The sequence below is a fragment of the Jannaschia aquimarina genome (genome assembly GCF_000877395.1).
In the GTDB taxonomy this organism is placed as follows: domain Bacteria; phylum Pseudomonadota; class Alphaproteobacteria; order Rhodobacterales; family Rhodobacteraceae; genus Jannaschia; species Jannaschia aquimarina.
The window spans coordinates 109,390-124,170 of the sequence record NZ_JYFE01000074.1 but is presented as its reverse complement, the minus strand read 5'-3'; the positions used below and the strand labels follow the sequence as shown (position 1 = coordinate 124,170).

The window sequence follows — 14,781 nt, the reverse complement described above, 5'->3', positions numbered from 1 at the left end:
CCCCATCCGCGCGATGCTCCGCTGTAAAGCGGACGGGCAGCCGGATCGGCCGACGACCACCGGACGGTCCGACCGACTTGGGAGCCTGCCCCGAAAGCGCCGTGTGCCAGTCCGGCCCGCGCGGATCAGACGATCCGGACCAGCCCTCCGCCCGGTCGTCTTGCGATCAAGCCCTCCAATTCCAGTTCCGATAGGAGCGGGGACAAGGCGGCCGTGCTGGCTCCGGCATCGCGGCAGACCTGATCCTCGGCCACCGGAATGGGCGACAGGAGGGAGAGGACGCGCTCTCTGAGGTCGTCGTCGCCGCGGGACGCCGGACGCGGCCCGTCTTGCGTCGAGGGCGGTGCGGCAGCGGGCTCAGGTTCCGGCCGATCCGAGCGAAGCGTCTCCAGTACGGCCAGCACGTCGTCCGCGCCACGCGCCAGGGACGCCCCGTCGCGCAGCAGCAAGTTGCAGCCCGACGCCCGCCCGTCCATCGGATGACCGGGGACGGCCATGACCTCGCGCCCCTGATCGAGGGCATCGCGTGCAGTGATCATGCTGCCGGACCGGGCCGCGGCCTCCACCACCACCACCACCTGCGCGAGACCCGACACGATGCGGTTGCGGCGCGGAAAGTCGCGGGCTTGCGGTGACAGACCAAAAGGCCGTTCAGAGAGGGCGCACCCTTCGGTGGCGATCCGGGCGGCAAGGGAAGCATTCTCGGGCGGGTAGGGGCGATCCAGCCCGCCGGCATGGACGGCGACGGTCCGTGGCAACGCCGTCTGATGCGCCGCCGCATCGACGCCGCGGGCCAGCCCGGAAACGACCGTCACGCCCGCCTCCGCCAGGTCGCGACCCAGCGCGCGGGCCATGCGCAGCGCCAGGGACGAGGCGTTCCGCGTGCCGACAACGGCGACCGCAGGATGTGCGAGCAACTCACCGTTGCCCTGCGCCCAGAGGATGGGCGGCGCGCCCGCCAGATCGTCAAGCGGCGCGGGATAGCCCGGCATACCCAGCGCCATCATGCGCGCGCCGGCCTTCTTCGCGGCCCGGATCTCGGCCCGGATGGCGCCTTCGGGGGCGACCACCTCATCGTCGATACCAGCCTCGCGCGCGATTTCGGGCAGAGCCCGCAGGGCCACTGTGGCCGAGCCGTGTTCGACGATCAGGCGGCGATAGGTCACCGGCCCGACGCGCCTGGACCGGGCGAGGCGCAGCCGGGCGAACATCTCTTCCTGGCTCGGTGGCGCGTCGAAGAGCGGCAGCGGGGTTTCGGCCAACCCCTCTGGCAGAAGTTCGCGGATCGGCTCGGGATACTCCATCCCGCGACGTCTTGCGTGGAAGTGTTGCGATCCGGTTAACGCCGGCGGGTCCCACGGGCGCAGAGCCATGCAGGCGACGTCAGGCCGCGCTGCCGCCCACTGTCAGACCGCCGATCATCAGGGTCGGCTGGCCTACGCCCACGGGCACCCACTGTCCCTGCTTGCCGCAGTTCCCCATGCCGGGATCGAGCGCCATGTCGTTGCCGATCGCGCGAACCTTGGTCATGGCCGTCGCCCCGTCCCCAATCAGGGTCGCGCCCTTGACCGGTGCGCCGACGACGCCGTCCTTCACGCGGTAGGCCTCGGTGCAACTGAAGACGAACTTGCCATTAGTGATGTCCACCTGCCCGCCGCCGAAGCCCACGGCGTAGATGCCGTCCTTGAGGTCGGCGAGGATGGCGCCCGGCTCCGCGTCGCCGCCCAGCATGTAGGTATTCGTCATCCGCGTCATCGGGGCGTGGGCGTGGTTCTCTCGGCGACCGTTGCCGGTCGGGGTCACTCCGGTCAGCCGGGCCGACTGACGGTCCTGCATGTAGCCGACCAGGATCCCGTCTTCGATCAGCGTCGTCTTGCCCGAGGGGGTGCCTTCGTCGTCCACGGTGATGCTGCCGCGCCGGTCGGGGATCGTGCCGTCGTCCAGCACCGTGACGCCGGGGGCCGCGACGCGCTGGCCCATCAGACCGGCGAAGGCGCTCTGGCCCTTGCGGTTGAAGTCACCTTCCAGCCCGTGCCCCACGGCTTCATGCAGCAGGATGCCGGGCCAGCCGGGGCCGAGGACCACATCCATGACGCCCGCCGGGGCGGGCACGGCATCGAGGTTCACCGTCGCGACCCGCAAGGCTTCGCGCGCCGTCCCTTCCCAATGCGACCGCTCCAGCAGGCCGGTCAAAGGGATCCGTCCGCCACCCCCCGCGCTGCCCGATTCGCGCCGCCCGTCCCGCTCCACGATGACGGAGACATTGAGCCGGACCATTGGGCGGATATCCGAGACTTCGGTTCCTTCCGGTCTCAGAATGGTCACCTCCTGCAGGGACGCGGCAAGGGACGCCGTGACCTGCACAACACGCGGATCCAGATCGCGCAGGAAGGCGTCGATCTCGCGCAGTGTTTCGACTTTCACGGCGAAGGGCGCGCCGGCGATCGGGTCCGCGTCGCCATAGAGGCGCCGGTTGGTCGGCTGCGGCGCATCGGCCCATGTCCCACCCCCGTCGCCCACGGCCAGCCGCGCCGTTTCGGCCGCGCGCGTCAGCGCCTGCTCGGAGACCTCGGTCGAATGCGCGTATCCCGCTGCCTCGCCCTTCACCGCGCGCAGGCCGAACCCTTCGGACGCATCGTAGGAGGCCGTCCTCACCCGTCCGTCATCGTAGACCAGCGCCTCGGAGCGGCGGCGTTCGAGGAACAACTCGCCGTCATCGGCGCCGTCGGTCGCGCCGCGCAGAACGCCAAGTGCAGCCTCGCGGTCGAGATGGGTGTCGAAGGGGCGGAAGGGGGCGTCGGTCATGGGATCTCCGATGGGGTTGATCGAGAGATAGGGCAGCAGGCGGGCGAGGTGAATGGTCTGGGCGGCAACTCCTTTGGAAGGTGGGTCCAATCGACGAGAAGTCAGAGCTGCAAATGGATATTGTCGTCGTGCCGTGCGGCCCGGCATCCCTGGAAGCGGATCTTGGGATCCGCCGCATCCAGGCGCGCCACGAGATGCGGGTGGAGGAAGACTTTTCCGACGCGGGGGTCGCGCGCCATGAGCCAGGCCAGCCCGCCGACCTGCGTCACCAGCGTCAGAAGAATGACGATGACGCCGTGTCCCGCGATCCGCGTCATCGGATCGGCTCCGCGCAGCGAAACGGGCTTCCCTGGATTCGCCCTGGTATTTCGGCAGCGAGGACAGCGGTCATCCGTCCGCAGATCCGTGAGTTCGGGGTCAAGATCGCTCATCCGGTAACGTGAGAAACCGCATGCGAGTGACCGCATCGGACCTTCTTCGGTCAAGACGGAAGACGGATGTCCGGCCTTCGGAGCGGATGACGATACAGTTTCATTGCGGAGGCCTGCGACCACCCGGACCGTGGGAGGTGCGGCATGGGGTCCCGACCCCGGTGGCATCCCCTTGCATACCGGCCTCTCCTTGTGGTCTAGGGCCAGCGACCCGGACAGACCGACCAGACGGATGACGCGATGAAGAAGCTTCTCCTTTCCGCCGCCGCCGCGGCTTTCGCCGCCCCGGCCCTCGCGCAGCAGACCGGCGCAGAGATCCTGGGCGACCTGCCCGTGATTGGGGCGCCGCAAGCGGGCGGCACGGGCTTCCAGCCCGCCGCGACCTCGCTCGCAGCAGAGCTGCAATGGCTCGACGGCTTCCTGCTGGTGATCATCACCTTCATCACGATCTTCGTGATGGGCCTCTTGCTGTGGTGCATCGTGCGCTACAGCCGGAAGGCCAATTCCAATCCCGCGCAATTCACGCACAATTCCCCGCTGGAAGTGACGTGGACGGTGGTGCCGATCTTCATCCTCGTGGTGATTGGCGGCTTCTCCCTGCCCGTGCTCTTCGACCAGCAGCGGATCCCCGAAGGCGACGTGGTCGTGAAGGTGACCGGCTACCAGTGGTACTGGGCCTACGAGTATCCCGAGGAAGGGATCGAGGAGTTCACGTCCTACATGATCGGTGCGCCGGGCGCGGCGACTGTCGACCTCCTGACCGAAGAGCAGGAGGAGCTCGAATTCGTCGACAACGCCATGTCGCCCTCGACCAGCGCGCAGCTTCAAGCGGCGGGCTACTCGGACGATCTTTTCCGCCTCGCCACCGACACCTCGGTCGTCGTGCCCGTCGGCGCCACGGTGGTGATGCAGGTCACGGCCGGCGACGTCATCCACTCATGGACGATTCCGTCCTTCGGCGTGAAGCAGGACGGGATCCCCGGCCGCCTCGCGCAGCTCTGGTTCCGCGCCGAGCAGGAAGGCGTCTATTTCGGCCAGTGTTCCGAACTCTGCGGCATCGCCCACGCCTACATGCCGATCACGGTCAAGGTCGTCTCGCAGGAAAAGTACGACGCTTGGGTCGAGGCGATGAAGACCGGCGACATGATCGTCTGGTAAGCCGCAGGCGCCATGACCGACCTCAGCCTGCATAGCATCCCCGACAGCGCGGTTCCGGAGACGGAGCCCGCCTTCGGCGACTACGTCGCGCTTCTGAAGCCGCGGCTGATGTCGCTCTGCGTCTTCACGGCTTTCGTCGGACTGGTGGTCGCGCCTGGCGCGATGCACCCCGTTCTGGCAGCGGTCTCGATCCTGTTCATCGCCTTGGGGGCAGGAGCCTCCGGCGCGCTGAACATGTGGGTGGATCACGACATCGACGCGGTGATGAAGCGGACATCCGGCCGCCCGATCCCGGACGGTCGTGTGGCGCGGGACGATGCACTTGCGCTGGGGCTCGGCCTGTCCGGGATCTCGGTGGTGATGCTGGGCCTTGTGGCGAATTGGGTCGCGGCGGGCCTGCTGGCCTTCACGATCTTCTTTTACGCGGTCATCTACTCGATCTGGCTCAAGCGGACGACGCATTGGAACACGGTCGTCGGCGGCGCGGCGGGCGCCCTGCCTCCCGTGATCGGCTGGGCCGCCGCGACAGGCGGTCTGGGTTGGGAGGCGGTGGCGATGTTCGCGCTGCTCTTCGCATGGCAGCCGACGCATTTCTGGGCCCTCGCGCTCTTCGTCAAGCTCGACTACCACCGCGCGGGGATCCCGATGCTGACGGTCACGCGCGGGCGGGATGAGACGCGGCGTCAGGCGCTGCTCTGGGCGGTGCTGACGGTTCCCGCTTCGCTGTTCCTGGCGCTTAGCCCGGTGGGCGGTCCGCTCACGCTGGCCGTGGCGCTGGTGCTGAACGCGGTCTGGATGCAGCGGGCCATCGTGGTGTGGCGCCGCGACGATGCCGCATCCGAGGCCGATGGGCACGCCGCCGAGAAGGCGCTGTTCAAGTGGTCGCTGGTCTACATGCTCGCGCATTTCGCGGTCCTCGCCGTCGAGGCGGGTCTGCTGTCCTTCGGATTGGGGGGATGGTGATGCACCGCGACAGCGAGATGCATGTCCGCCGCCGGGGCCGAAATCTGGGTCTGCTCGTGGTGCTGATCGGCTTCATCGCGGTCGTCTTCGCGGTGACGGTGGTCAAGGTGCGCACGGGCGGCCTGCAGGAAGGGTTCGACCACGTCCTGCGCCCGCAGATGATCGAAGGTCAGACGGAAGGAGCATCGCAATGATCCGCAGCTGGTACCGTTCGCTTTCCGACAATGGCCGTGTCGTGGCCTCGACACTCGCCACGGTCGTCGCGATGGGGTCGCTGGGCTATGCGTCCGTGCCGCTTTACGATCTTTTCTGCCGCGTCACCGGCTATGGCGGCACGACCCAGCAGGCCGATGCGGGGTCGGACACCATCCTGGACCAGACCGTCACCGTTCGTTTCGATGCCTCGCGCGAACGCGGGATGCCGTGGCAGTTCCGTCCCGAGCAGACCTCTATGGAAGTCCAGATCGGCAAGACCTACCTCGCCTTCTACGAGGCGCATAACCCGACCGACGAACCCGTCGCCGGATCGGCCAGCTACAATGTGGCGCCATTTCCGGCGGGCCCGCATTTCGTCAAGATCGACTGCTTCTGCTTCGAGCTTCAGGTGTTGGAGCCGGGCCAGACGATCTCGATGCCGGTGACCTTCTATGTCGACCCCGAGATCGTGGACGACCCCGAGACGATGCACATGCCCGAGATCACGTTGTCCTACACGTTCCACGTGACCGACATGCCCGAAGACTACGCGGCGCTGGACGCGCCTGCCACGAACCAGACGAATTGAGAGGGACGATCCATGGCTTCCGGCGCCAAGAACCACGACTACCATATCCTGCCGCCAAGCATCTGGCCTTTCCTGGGCTCGGTGGCAGGCTTCTTCATGCTGATCGGCGCGGTCCTGTGGATGAAGGGGTCCGGTCCCTGGCTCTTCGCCGCCGGCTTCGTGGGCGTCATCGGCGTCATGTTCGCCTGGTGGGCGGACGTCATCCGCGAATCCAACGCGGGGGATCACACGCCGGTGGTCCGGATCGGCCTGAAATACGGCTTCATCTTCTTCATCATGTCCGAGGTCATGTTCTTCGCGGCATGGTTCTGGTCGTTCTTCAAGCACGCGCTCTACCCGATGGGCCCGGCTTCCCCGGCAGTGGATGGCGTCTGGCCCCCAGCCGGGATCGAGACCTTCGATCCGTGGCACCTGCCCCTGATCAACACGCTGATCCTGCTTCTGTCGGGAGCGACGCTGACATGGGCACACCACGCCCTCGTCCATGAAAACAACCGTCAGGACGTCAAGTGGGGCCTGATCCTCACCGTTGCGCTGGGCTTCATCTTCACGCTGTTCCAGGCCTACGAGTACAGCCACGCCGCCTTCGGCTTCTCGGGCAACATCTACGGCGCGAACTTCTTCATGGCGACGGGTTTCCACGGCGCGCATGTCATCATCGGCACGATCTTCCTCGCCGTGTGCCTGTTCCGGCTCCAGGCCGGTCACTTCACCGCCGAGAAGCATGTCGGCTTCGAAGCGGCGGCCTGGTACTGGCACTTCGTCGATGTCGTCTGGCTGTTCCTCTTCGCCGCCGTCTACATCTGGGGCGGGTAAGCGGTCGCAACTCGCCTTGATGCGGGTCGCAGGCCCGCATCGAGGCCGTTTGGCGCGGCGCGGGGACACCCGCGCCGTTCTCCATTTCGGGGGCATGAGATGCGCAGGATGATCGTTCCGCTGCTGTTCGGGGTACTTGGCACCGCCGTCCTTGCGTCGTTCGGCGTCTGGCAGGTGCAGCGCCTCGACTGGAAAGAGGGCCTGATCGCCGAGATCGAGGCGCGGATCGCCGCCGACCCTGTCCCGTTGCCCGAGGCACCCGACCCGCAGGAGGATGCCTACCTTGCCGTCACGTTGACCGGCTCTGTGGAGGGATATCCGGTAAGGGTCTTCGGGACGTGGCGCGGTGGCGGCGCGGGAGAGCGGATCGTCGCCCCGGTCCTGACCGAAGGACGGCGCGTAATGGTCGATTTCGGCTTCGTGGGGGCGGGCGCAGTCGTGACCCTGCCCGACGGACCGCTCGAAATCACCGGCAACCTGGATTGGCCAGACGAAACGAACTCTTCGACGCCGGCTCCCGATGGGGACCAGTGGTTTGCCCGCGACGTCGGGCTTCTGTCGGAGGTCCTGCTCGCGGATCCGATCCTGGTCGTCGCGCGCGAAGTGTCACCTGCCGTTCAGCCCACGCCGCTGCCGGTCGGCACTGCCGGGATCCCGAACAACCATCTGGGCTACGCGATCCAATGGTTCGGCCTCGCATTGGTCTGGGCGGGGATGACAGCCTTCTACCTCTGGCGTATGACCCGCCGGACCGGGTGAGAGGGACCCAGATGCGCTATATCTCGACAAGGGGCCAGGCCCCCGCCTTGGGCTTCGAGGACACGATGCTGACCGGGCTCGCCCGCGACGGCGGCCTTTACGTGCCCGAGACGGTCCCGACCCTGTCGGCGGACGAGATCGCCGCGCTCGCGGGGCGTCCCTATGAAGAAGTCGCGGTCCGGGTGATGGCGCCGTTCGTGGCGGATACGTTCGACGAGGCGACATTGGCCGGCCTCGTTCGCGACGCCTATGCGGGCTTCGGCCACGCCGCCCGCGCGCCCCTGGTGCAGCTTGGTCCGAACCATCACCTGCTGGAGCTGTTCCACGGCCCGACGCTGGCGTTCAAGGACTTCGCCATGCAGCTCATCGGCCGCATGTTCGAGCATGTCCTGACCCGCCGTGGCGACAAGGTGACGATCGTCGGCGCGACGTCCGGCGATACCGGGTCCGCCGCGATCGAGGCCTTCGCCGGGCTCGATGCGGTCGACGTGTTCATCCTCTATCCGCACGGTCGCGTCTCCGAAGTGCAGCGCCGTCAGATGACCACGCCCGAGGCGGCAAATGTCCACGCGCTCGCACTGACGGGGCATTTCGACGATTGCCAGGCGCGCGTGAAGGACATGTTCAACGACTTCGCCTTCCGGGACCGGGTGGGGTTGGCGGGGGTGAACTCGATCAACTTCGCCCGCGTGCTCGCGCAGGTCGTCTACTACTTCACGGCCGCCACCGCGTTGGGCGCGCCGCACCGGACGGTCGATTTCTGCGTGCCCACCGGCAATTTCGGAGACATCTTCGCGGGCCACATCGCCAAGCGGATGGGCCTGCCCATCGGGCGCCTGATCGTGGCGACGAACCAGAACGATATCCTGCACCGCGCCCTGACGAGCGGCGACTACCGGGTCGGAGAGGTGGCGCCGTCGATCTCTCCGTCGATGGACATTCAGGTCAGCTCCAATTTCGAACGGGCGCTGCATCTTGCCTATGACGGGGACGGTGCGGCCGTGGCGCAGCTCATGGACGAGTTGAAGGCGGGCGGCTTCGCCATAAGCCAGGGCGCGCTTCAGGCTCTGCGTGAAACCTACCAGTCCGGCCGTGCGTCGGAGGACGAGACCAGTGCCGCGATCCGCCGGACGCTGGAGACGACCGGAGAGTTGCTCTGCCCCCATTCCGCCGTGGGCGTGAAGGTCGCGGAAGAGGCGATGGGCGAGGCGCCCATGGTGACGCTGGCCACCGCTCATCCCGCCAAGTTCCCGGATGCGGTAGAGGCCGCCACCGGCATCCGCCCGCCATTGCCCGCCCGCATGGAAGATCTGATGGACCGCAGGGAACGCATCACCCGCGTCGAGAACGATTTGGCGGCGGTCGAAGCACTCATCGACGAGAAACGGGCGGGGGCACGGGCCGCATGACGCCACGCCTTCACCGCCTGCCCAACGGCGTCCGCGTCGTGACCGAGGCCATGCCGGGTCTCGAATCCGCCTCCATCGGGATCTGGGTCGGTGCAGGTGGCCGGCACGAGAGCGTCGAGCAGAACGGCATCGCGCATTTCCTCGAACACATGGCCTTCAAGGGGACGGCCCGGCGCAGCGCACTGCGGATCGCCGAAGAGATCGAGGATGTGGGCGGCTACATCAACGCCTATACCTCCCGCGAGGTGACAGCCTATTACGCCCGCGTGCTGCGGGACGACGTGCCGCTGGCGCTGGACCTCATCTCGGACATCGTGCTCAACCCGGCCTTCGACGAGGGCGAGATCGAGACCGAGCGGGGCGTCATCCTTCAGGAAATCGGACAGGCGCTCGACACGCCCGATGACATCATCTTCGACTGGCTCCAGGAAGCGGCCTACCCGGAGCAACCCATGGGCCGCACGATCCTGGGTCCGTCGGATCGGGTCCGCGCGTTCCAGCGCGCCGATTTCCAGGCCTTCACCGCGCGCCACTACGCGCCCCATTCGATGATCCTGTCGGCGGCGGGCGCGGTGGATCACGACGATATCTGCCGCATGGCCGAAGATCTGTTGGGCCATCTGACCCCACGCCCCGTTCCGGCGCCCGACCCGGCCCGCTTCGTTGGGGGAGAGCACCGCACGGTCAAGGATCTGGAACAGGCGCATCTCGCCCTGGGCTTCGCGCAACCGGGCTATCGCGAAGACGGCATCTACGCCGCGCAGGTCTTCGCCGGCGCGATGGGCGGCGGCATGTCCTCCCGGCTGTTTCAGGAAGCGCGCGAGAAGCGCGGCCTCTGCTACACGATCTTTGCGCAGGTGGGCGCCTATTCCGATACCGGCCTCCTGACCGTCTATGCGGGCACGGGCGCCGAGGATGTGGCCGGGCTTGGCGCGCTGGTGGTGGACGAGTTGCGCCGCGCCGCCGACGACATGACCGAGGTGGAAGTCGCGCGTGCCCGGGCGCAGATGAAGGCCGGCATGTTGATGGGCTTGGAAAGCCCGTCCAGCCGGGCCGAGCGTCTGGCCCGCGTCGTCGCCATCTGGGACCGGGTGCCGCCCCTTGCGGAAATGATCGAGAAGATCGACGCCGTCGACGCCCGCGTTCTGCGGGACCATGCCGGTGCGCTTCTGGGGACGGAGCCGGCGCTCGCGCTCTATGGACCGGTCGAGGCGGCCCCCACCGTTGGCGCCCTGCGGGAGAGGCTGGCGGCGTGATGCTCGGCCGCTTTCGTCGTCCGAGGATCGAGACGGATCGGATGATCCTGCGTCTCCCCCAGCATGGCGATTACCGGGCCTGGGTCGCCTTGCGCGAAGGATCGGCTGCGTTCCTGCAGCCATGGGAACCCGCCTGGGCCCACGATCATCTCAGCCGCAAGGCATTCACCAACCGCGTCTACTGGGCACAGCGCAGCCAGGTGCAGGGCAACGCACTGGCGCTGTTCCTGACGCAGAAGGACGGGGGCGACCTGCTCGGCGCGATCACGCTGGACAACATCCGGCGCGGACCCGCGCAGCAGGGTACGCTGGGCTACTGGATCGGAGAGCCCCATGCCCGTCACGGTTACATGCGCGAGGCGATCGAGGCGCTGACGCATCACGCCTTCCGGCGGCTGGACCTGTCGCGGCTCGAAGCCGCCTGCCTCGAAGAGAACGTCGCCAGCCGCGCCCTCTTGGAGCGATGCGGCTTCAAGTACGAAGGAGTGGCCCAGGCCTATCTCCAGATTGCAGGGCGGTGGCGGAACCACGTGCTCTACGCGATGCTGCGCTCCGATCGTCGCGGGCGGGTCGGGTAGGGCGCACGTTCACCCGGACGGGACGGACGGCTCGCGGGCCCGGTCCCTAGCGCCGCGCCAATCGGATCGGTCCCCGCGCGGTCAGCGGATCGACCTCCTGACCCTTCTGGGTGGCTTTGATGTCGGCCAGCCCCGCGGCGACCCGGCGCACGTCCGGCATCACCGGACGCCAGTCGTCGGTCAGGGCGCGGGCGGCCTCGGATGGGCAGAAGCTCCGCCCGGCCCGCTGGTCGGCGAGCGTGCGGATCACAGCGGCGATCCGGGCGTCGGTCAGCCCGTCCATCGGACGAGCGTGTGGTCGAGGCCGTCCAGCCGTCGCCGGATGATGCCCTCGATCACGTCCCAATCGCCGCCCGCGAGCCCCGCGCCGATCAGGGGGTAGCCGATCCGCCGGGTCGCGAAGTCCCGCGCGATCGCTGCGAACGCGCCGTCGATGGCCTCGTAATCCGCCTGTCGACCCCGACCGCCCCAGCGGTACTGGGTATAGGCATTCACGATCGTCAGCGGTCCGGCCGCTACCGTGACGTCGGCATGGCTATAGGTCCCCAGCTTCGAGCGGGCGGCATGTGGTGTGGCGCGGTCGGCCTCCAATGCGGCGGGAAAGCGCGCGGCGATCGCCCGCGCGATCCCGGCCCCCATCGTGTGAAAACAATTACAACCATGGACGATCACGTCGAACGCGCCGTCTTCGGCGAGATGCAGGAGGTCGCCCTCCCGCACCTTCATCCCCCCAATGCCCCGTCGCAGCGCCCGCAGACGCCGTCATGGCCGTGATGGCCCACATCGGGCAGCACCTTCCAGCAGCGCAGGCACTTGCCGCCCTCGGCATGGGCGAAGACCACGGCCACGCCGTCCGACCCTTCGCCCCGGAACGCGTCGTCGGGGGCGGGGGCATCGGTCACCGTGATGCCGGACACGATGCAGATGTCGTCGAAGGGCAGGTCGTCCAGCAGCGCCTTGGTGGTGCCGTCGATATGGACGATGGGGGCCGCCTCCAGCGAGGCGCCGATCACCTTGTCCCGCCGCGCCACTTCCAGCGCGCCGGTCACGACCCGGCGCACGGCACGCACCTTCGCCCACTTTTCGGCCAGCGCCCCGTCGCGCCAGCCGGGCCGCGGCTCGGGGAAGTCCTCGAGGTGGATCGAGCTGCCGTCGCCGGGGAAGCGTTCCAGCCAGACTTCCTCCATGGTGAAGGGCAGGATCGGCGCAAGCCACGCCGTGAGGCGGCGGTGCAGGATGTCCAGCACCGTCAGGGCCGAGCGGCGGCGCAGGCTGTCGCCATCGCAATAGAGCGCGTCCTTGCGGATGTCGAAGTAGAACGCCGACAGGTCCACGGTCGCGAACTGGAAGATCGCGGTCCACACGCCGGAGAAGTCGAACCGCCGGTAGCCGTCCCGGACGACCTCGTCCAGTTCGGACAGGCGGTGCAGGACCCATCGTTCAAGCTCCGGCATCTCCAGCGGATCGGCGGGTTCGACCCCGTCGAGATGGGCGACGTTGCCGAGGATGAAGCGCAGCGTGTTCCGCAGGCGGCGGTAGCTGTCGGCCACGCCCTTCAGGATCTCGGGCCCGATGCGGTGATCGGCGGTATAGTCCACCTGCGCGACCCACAGGCGCAGGATGTCGGCCCCGTACTGGCCCACGATATCCTGCGGCGCGATGGTGTTGCCGATGGACTTGGACATCTTCATGCCCTTCTCGTCCATCGTGAAGCCGTGGGTGACGACGGCCTTGTAGGGCGCGCGTCCCTTGGTGCCGCAGCCCTGCAGCATCGAGGAATGGAACCAGCCGCGATGCTGGTCGGTGCCCTCCAGATAGACGTCGGCGATGCCGTCCTCGGTCCCGTCCTCGCGGTCGCGCAGGACGAAGGCGTGGGTGGAGCCCGAGTCGAACCAGACGTCGAGGATGTCGAACACCTGCTCATAGGCGTCGGGATCGTGATCGTTGCCGAGGAAGCGGGCCTTGGCGCCGGGCTGATACCAGGCATCCGCGCCCTCGGCCTCGAAGGCGTCGAGGATGCGGGCGTTCACGGCCGGGTCGTTCAGGATGAAGTCCGGATCGTCCGGCTTGGCGCCCGCCTTGGTGAACATGGCGAGCGGGACGCCCCAGGCGCGCTGACGCGACAGAACCCAGTCGGGCCGCGCCTCGATCATGGAATAGAGACGGTTGCGCCCGGTCTTGGGCGTCCATTCCACCAGCTTGTCGATCGAGGTCAGCGCACGCTTCCGGATCGTGTCGCCATAGGTGTCCTGCCCGTCGCCGACCTCGCGGTCGATGGCGGCGAACCATTGCGGGCGGTTCAGGCGGATCACCGGCGCCTTGGAACGCCAGGAATGGGCGTCGCTGATCGTGATCCGCTTGCGGGCGAGCAGGGCGCCCATCTCGACCAGCTTGTCGATGACGGCCTTGTTGGCGCCGCCGGGCTTCTTGCCGTCGCGGCTGAGGATGTATTGCCCGCCGAAGAAGGGCAGACCCTCGCGGAAGGACCCGTCCACCTCGACATTGTGGGTCATGGGCAGGCCGTGCTTGAGCCCGATCTGGTAGTCGTCGTCCCCGTGGCTGGGCGCGGTGTGGACGAAGCCCGTGCCGGCGTCGTCGGTGACGTGGTCGCCGGGGAGGAGGGGCACGTCGAAGTCCCACTCGCCGTCTGCGCCCTCGGCCCCGCGCAGGGGGTGGGCGCATACAATCTGTGCGAGTTGCTCTTGCGGAACATCCGAACGGTAACGCCACATGTCCGTATCAAGCCGCATAGCACTTAGCGCATCGCTTGCCAGCTTGTCAGCGATGACGAAGACGTCTCCAACGTTGACCCAGCATTCGTCAGGCGTACCGGTAACCTCGTAGATTCCATATTTGATGTCGGGGCCGAAGCAGATCGCGTGGTTCGAAGGAAGGGTCCAGGGCGTGGTTGTCCAGATGACAACCTTAGCGTTACCTGTCCAACGAATGTCCTCGTACACCACGCCGTTATCATTCGCGGTTCCAACCGGCCGGACAATGTTGAAAGCCACCCACACCGCGTCCACCTGCCGGTCGTGGTACTCGACCTCGGCCTCGGCCAGCGCGGTCTTCTCGACCGGCGACCACATCACCGGCTTCGAGCCCTGATAGACCAGCCCGTTCTCGACGAACTTGAGGAACTCCCCCGCGATCACCGCCTCGGCGTGATGCGCCATGGTCAGGTAGGGATCGGCCCAGTTGCCGGTGATGCCCAGCCGCTGGAACTCGTCCCGCTGCACGCCGACCCAGTGATCGGCGAATTCCCGGCATTCCCGGCGGAACTCGACCACGTCGACGGCGTCCTTGTCGCGGCCCTTCTTGCGGTACTTCTCCTCGATCTTCCACTCGATGGGCAGGCCGTGGCAGTCCCAGCCGGGGACGTAGGGACTGTCGTAGCCCATCATCTGGTGGCTGCGGACCACGATGTCCTTCAGCGTCTTGTTCAGCGCGTGGCCGATATGGAGATTGCCGTTCGCATAGGGCGGCCCGTCATGGAGGACGAACCGCTCCCGCCCCTCCTTCTCGCGGAGGCGGTCGTAGATGCCCATCTCTTGCCAGCGGGCCAGCCAGGCGGGTTCGCGCTTGGGCAGGCCGGCACGCATCGGGAAGTCCGTCTGCGGCAGGTTGAGCGTGTCCTTGTAGTCAGGAGCATTGTCGGGAGCGTCGGTGGTCATGGCGCGTCTTTCGTCGAGATGCTGGCGATGCGGTCGGCGCGGATCTCCGGCGCCTTGTGGCCCGGCCACCCCGACGGAACCGTCAGGGCGCCGGGCGGAGAATTCGCGATATGTGGCGCATCCGGGGCATGTCGCGGCGGCTTATGGC

At 67.5% G+C, this 14,781-nt stretch carries 15 protein-coding genes; 9 read left to right on the top strand and 6 right to left on the bottom strand.

Annotated features, from left to right (window positions below):
- Positions 1-125 precede the first annotated feature (125 nt).
- From dprA to jaqu_RS18940, 3 genes are all read right to left on the bottom strand, one after another.
- Positions 126-1,304, bottom strand: a complete 1,179-nt coding sequence (gene dprA / locus jaqu_RS18950; protein ID WP_043920574.1) for a DNA-processing protein DprA — start codon at positions 1,302-1,304, stop codon at positions 126-128.
- Between the two features lie 79 nt (positions 1,305-1,383).
- Positions 1,384-2,805, bottom strand: coding sequence for a TldD/PmbA family protein (locus tag jaqu_RS18945; protein ID WP_043920573.1), 1,422 nt, complete (start codon positions 2,803-2,805; stop codon positions 1,384-1,386).
- A 101-nt stretch (positions 2,806-2,906) separates the two neighbouring features.
- Positions 2,907-3,122 carry a hypothetical protein gene (locus tag jaqu_RS18940; RefSeq protein ID WP_043920572.1) on the bottom strand — a complete coding sequence of 72 codons (216 nt, stop codon included), beginning with the start codon at positions 3,120-3,122 and terminating at the stop codon, positions 2,907-2,909.
- Positions 3,123-3,476: 354 nt separating this feature from the next.
- Here jaqu_RS18940 and coxB point away from each other — a divergent pair, with 354 nt between their 5' ends.
- The 9 genes from coxB to jaqu_RS18895 all read left to right on the top strand — a co-directional run bounded on the left by coxB (position 3,477) and on the right by jaqu_RS18895 (position 10,959).
- Positions 3,477-4,394, top strand: coding sequence for a cytochrome c oxidase subunit II (gene coxB, locus jaqu_RS18935; RefSeq protein ID WP_043920571.1), 918 nt, complete (start codon positions 3,477-3,479; stop codon positions 4,392-4,394).
- 12 nt (positions 4,395-4,406) lie between these two features.
- Positions 4,407-5,357 carry a heme o synthase gene (gene cyoE, locus jaqu_RS18930; RefSeq protein ID WP_043920570.1) on the top strand — a complete coding sequence of 317 codons (951 nt, stop codon included), beginning with the start codon at positions 4,407-4,409 and terminating at the stop codon, positions 5,355-5,357.
- A complete protein-coding gene (locus tag jaqu_RS18925; RefSeq protein WP_236687902.1) occupies positions 5,357-5,551 on the top strand; it encodes a hypothetical protein in 195 nt (64 codons plus the stop codon). Before cyoE ends, jaqu_RS18925 begins: the two co-directional genes overlap by 1 nt.
- Complete coding sequence (locus jaqu_RS18920; RefSeq protein WP_084630051.1) at positions 5,548-6,141, top strand: cytochrome c oxidase assembly protein; 594 nt, start codon at positions 5,548-5,550, stop codon at positions 6,139-6,141. The genes jaqu_RS18925 and jaqu_RS18920 overlap by 4 nt, the downstream gene beginning before the upstream one ends.
- 12 nt (positions 6,142-6,153) lie before the next feature.
- On the top strand, positions 6,154-6,957 hold the full coding sequence (locus jaqu_RS18915; protein WP_043920568.1) for a cytochrome c oxidase subunit 3: 804 nt from the start codon (positions 6,154-6,156) through the stop codon (positions 6,955-6,957).
- Between the two features lie 99 nt (positions 6,958-7,056).
- Positions 7,057-7,716 (top strand): SURF1 family protein, encoded by a 660-nt coding sequence (locus jaqu_RS18910; RefSeq protein WP_043920567.1) that lies wholly within the window; start codon positions 7,057-7,059, stop codon positions 7,714-7,716.
- An 11-nt stretch (positions 7,717-7,727) separates the two neighbouring features.
- On the top strand, positions 7,728-9,125 hold the full coding sequence (thrC, locus tag jaqu_RS18905) for a threonine synthase (protein WP_043920566.1): 1,398 nt from the start codon (positions 7,728-7,730) through the stop codon (positions 9,123-9,125).
- Positions 9,122-10,381, top strand: coding sequence for a M16 family metallopeptidase (locus jaqu_RS18900; protein WP_043920565.1), 1,260 nt, complete (start codon positions 9,122-9,124; stop codon positions 10,379-10,381). The genes thrC and jaqu_RS18900 overlap by 4 nt, the downstream gene beginning before the upstream one ends.
- Positions 10,381-10,959, top strand: coding sequence for a GNAT family N-acetyltransferase (locus tag jaqu_RS18895; protein ID WP_043920564.1), 579 nt, complete (start codon positions 10,381-10,383; stop codon positions 10,957-10,959). Before jaqu_RS18900 ends, jaqu_RS18895 begins: the two co-directional genes overlap by 1 nt.
- A gap of 46 nt (positions 10,960-11,005) precedes the next feature.
- Here the strand turns inward: jaqu_RS18895 and jaqu_RS18890 are convergent, their stop codons facing one another.
- From jaqu_RS18890 to ileS, 3 genes are read right to left on the bottom strand one after another with little or no spacing between them, the layout of a single operon-like run.
- Complete coding sequence (locus jaqu_RS18890) at positions 11,006-11,242, bottom strand: DUF3253 domain-containing protein (RefSeq protein ID WP_043920563.1); 237 nt, start codon at positions 11,240-11,242, stop codon at positions 11,006-11,008.
- Positions 11,230-11,685: a macro domain-containing protein gene (locus tag jaqu_RS18885; RefSeq protein WP_043920562.1), complete on the bottom strand. Its 456-nt coding sequence runs from the start codon at positions 11,683-11,685 to the stop codon at positions 11,230-11,232. The genes jaqu_RS18890 and jaqu_RS18885 overlap by 13 nt, the downstream gene beginning before the upstream one ends.
- Positions 11,682-14,633 (bottom strand): isoleucine--tRNA ligase, encoded by a 2,952-nt coding sequence (gene ileS, locus jaqu_RS18880; RefSeq protein WP_043920561.1) that lies wholly within the window; start codon positions 14,631-14,633, stop codon positions 11,682-11,684. The genes jaqu_RS18885 and ileS overlap by 4 nt, the downstream gene beginning before the upstream one ends.
- Positions 14,634-14,781 lie beyond the last annotated feature (148 nt).

Bases quoted from the DNA above. Each gene is read 5' to 3' on its own strand.
- dprA (WP_043920574.1), bottom strand. From the start codon at position 1,304: ATGGAGTATCCCGAGCCGATCCGCGAACTTCTGCCAGAGGGGTTGGCC.
- jaqu_RS18945 (WP_043920573.1), bottom strand. From the start codon at position 2,805: ATGACCGACGCCCCCTTCCGCCCCTTCGACACCCATCTCGACCGCGAG.
- jaqu_RS18940 (WP_043920572.1), bottom strand. From the start codon at position 3,122: ATGACGCGGATCGCGGGACACGGCGTCATCGTCATTCTTCTGACGCTG.
- coxB (WP_043920571.1), top strand. From the start codon at position 3,477: ATGAAGAAGCTTCTCCTTTCCGCCGCCGCCGCGGCTTTCGCCGCCCCG.
- cyoE (WP_043920570.1), top strand. From the start codon at position 4,407: ATGACCGACCTCAGCCTGCATAGCATCCCCGACAGCGCGGTTCCGGAG.
- jaqu_RS18925 (WP_236687902.1), top strand. From the start codon at position 5,357: ATGCACCGCGACAGCGAGATGCATGTCCGCCGCCGGGGCCGAAATCTG.
- jaqu_RS18920 (WP_084630051.1), top strand. From the start codon at position 5,548: ATGATCCGCAGCTGGTACCGTTCGCTTTCCGACAATGGCCGTGTCGTG.
- jaqu_RS18915 (WP_043920568.1), top strand. From the start codon at position 6,154: ATGGCTTCCGGCGCCAAGAACCACGACTACCATATCCTGCCGCCAAGC.
- jaqu_RS18910 (WP_043920567.1), top strand. From the start codon at position 7,057: ATGCGCAGGATGATCGTTCCGCTGCTGTTCGGGGTACTTGGCACCGCC.
- thrC (WP_043920566.1), top strand. From the start codon at position 7,728: ATGCGCTATATCTCGACAAGGGGCCAGGCCCCCGCCTTGGGCTTCGAG.
- jaqu_RS18900 (WP_043920565.1), top strand. From the start codon at position 9,122: ATGACGCCACGCCTTCACCGCCTGCCCAACGGCGTCCGCGTCGTGACC.
- jaqu_RS18895 (WP_043920564.1), top strand. From the start codon at position 10,381: ATGCTCGGCCGCTTTCGTCGTCCGAGGATCGAGACGGATCGGATGATC.
- jaqu_RS18890 (WP_043920563.1), bottom strand. From the start codon at position 11,242: ATGGACGGGCTGACCGACGCCCGGATCGCCGCTGTGATCCGCACGCTC.
- jaqu_RS18885 (WP_043920562.1), bottom strand. From the start codon at position 11,685: ATGAAGGTGCGGGAGGGCGACCTCCTGCATCTCGCCGAAGACGGCGCG.
- ileS (WP_043920561.1), bottom strand. From the start codon at position 14,633: ATGACCACCGACGCTCCCGACAATGCTCCTGACTACAAGGACACGCTC.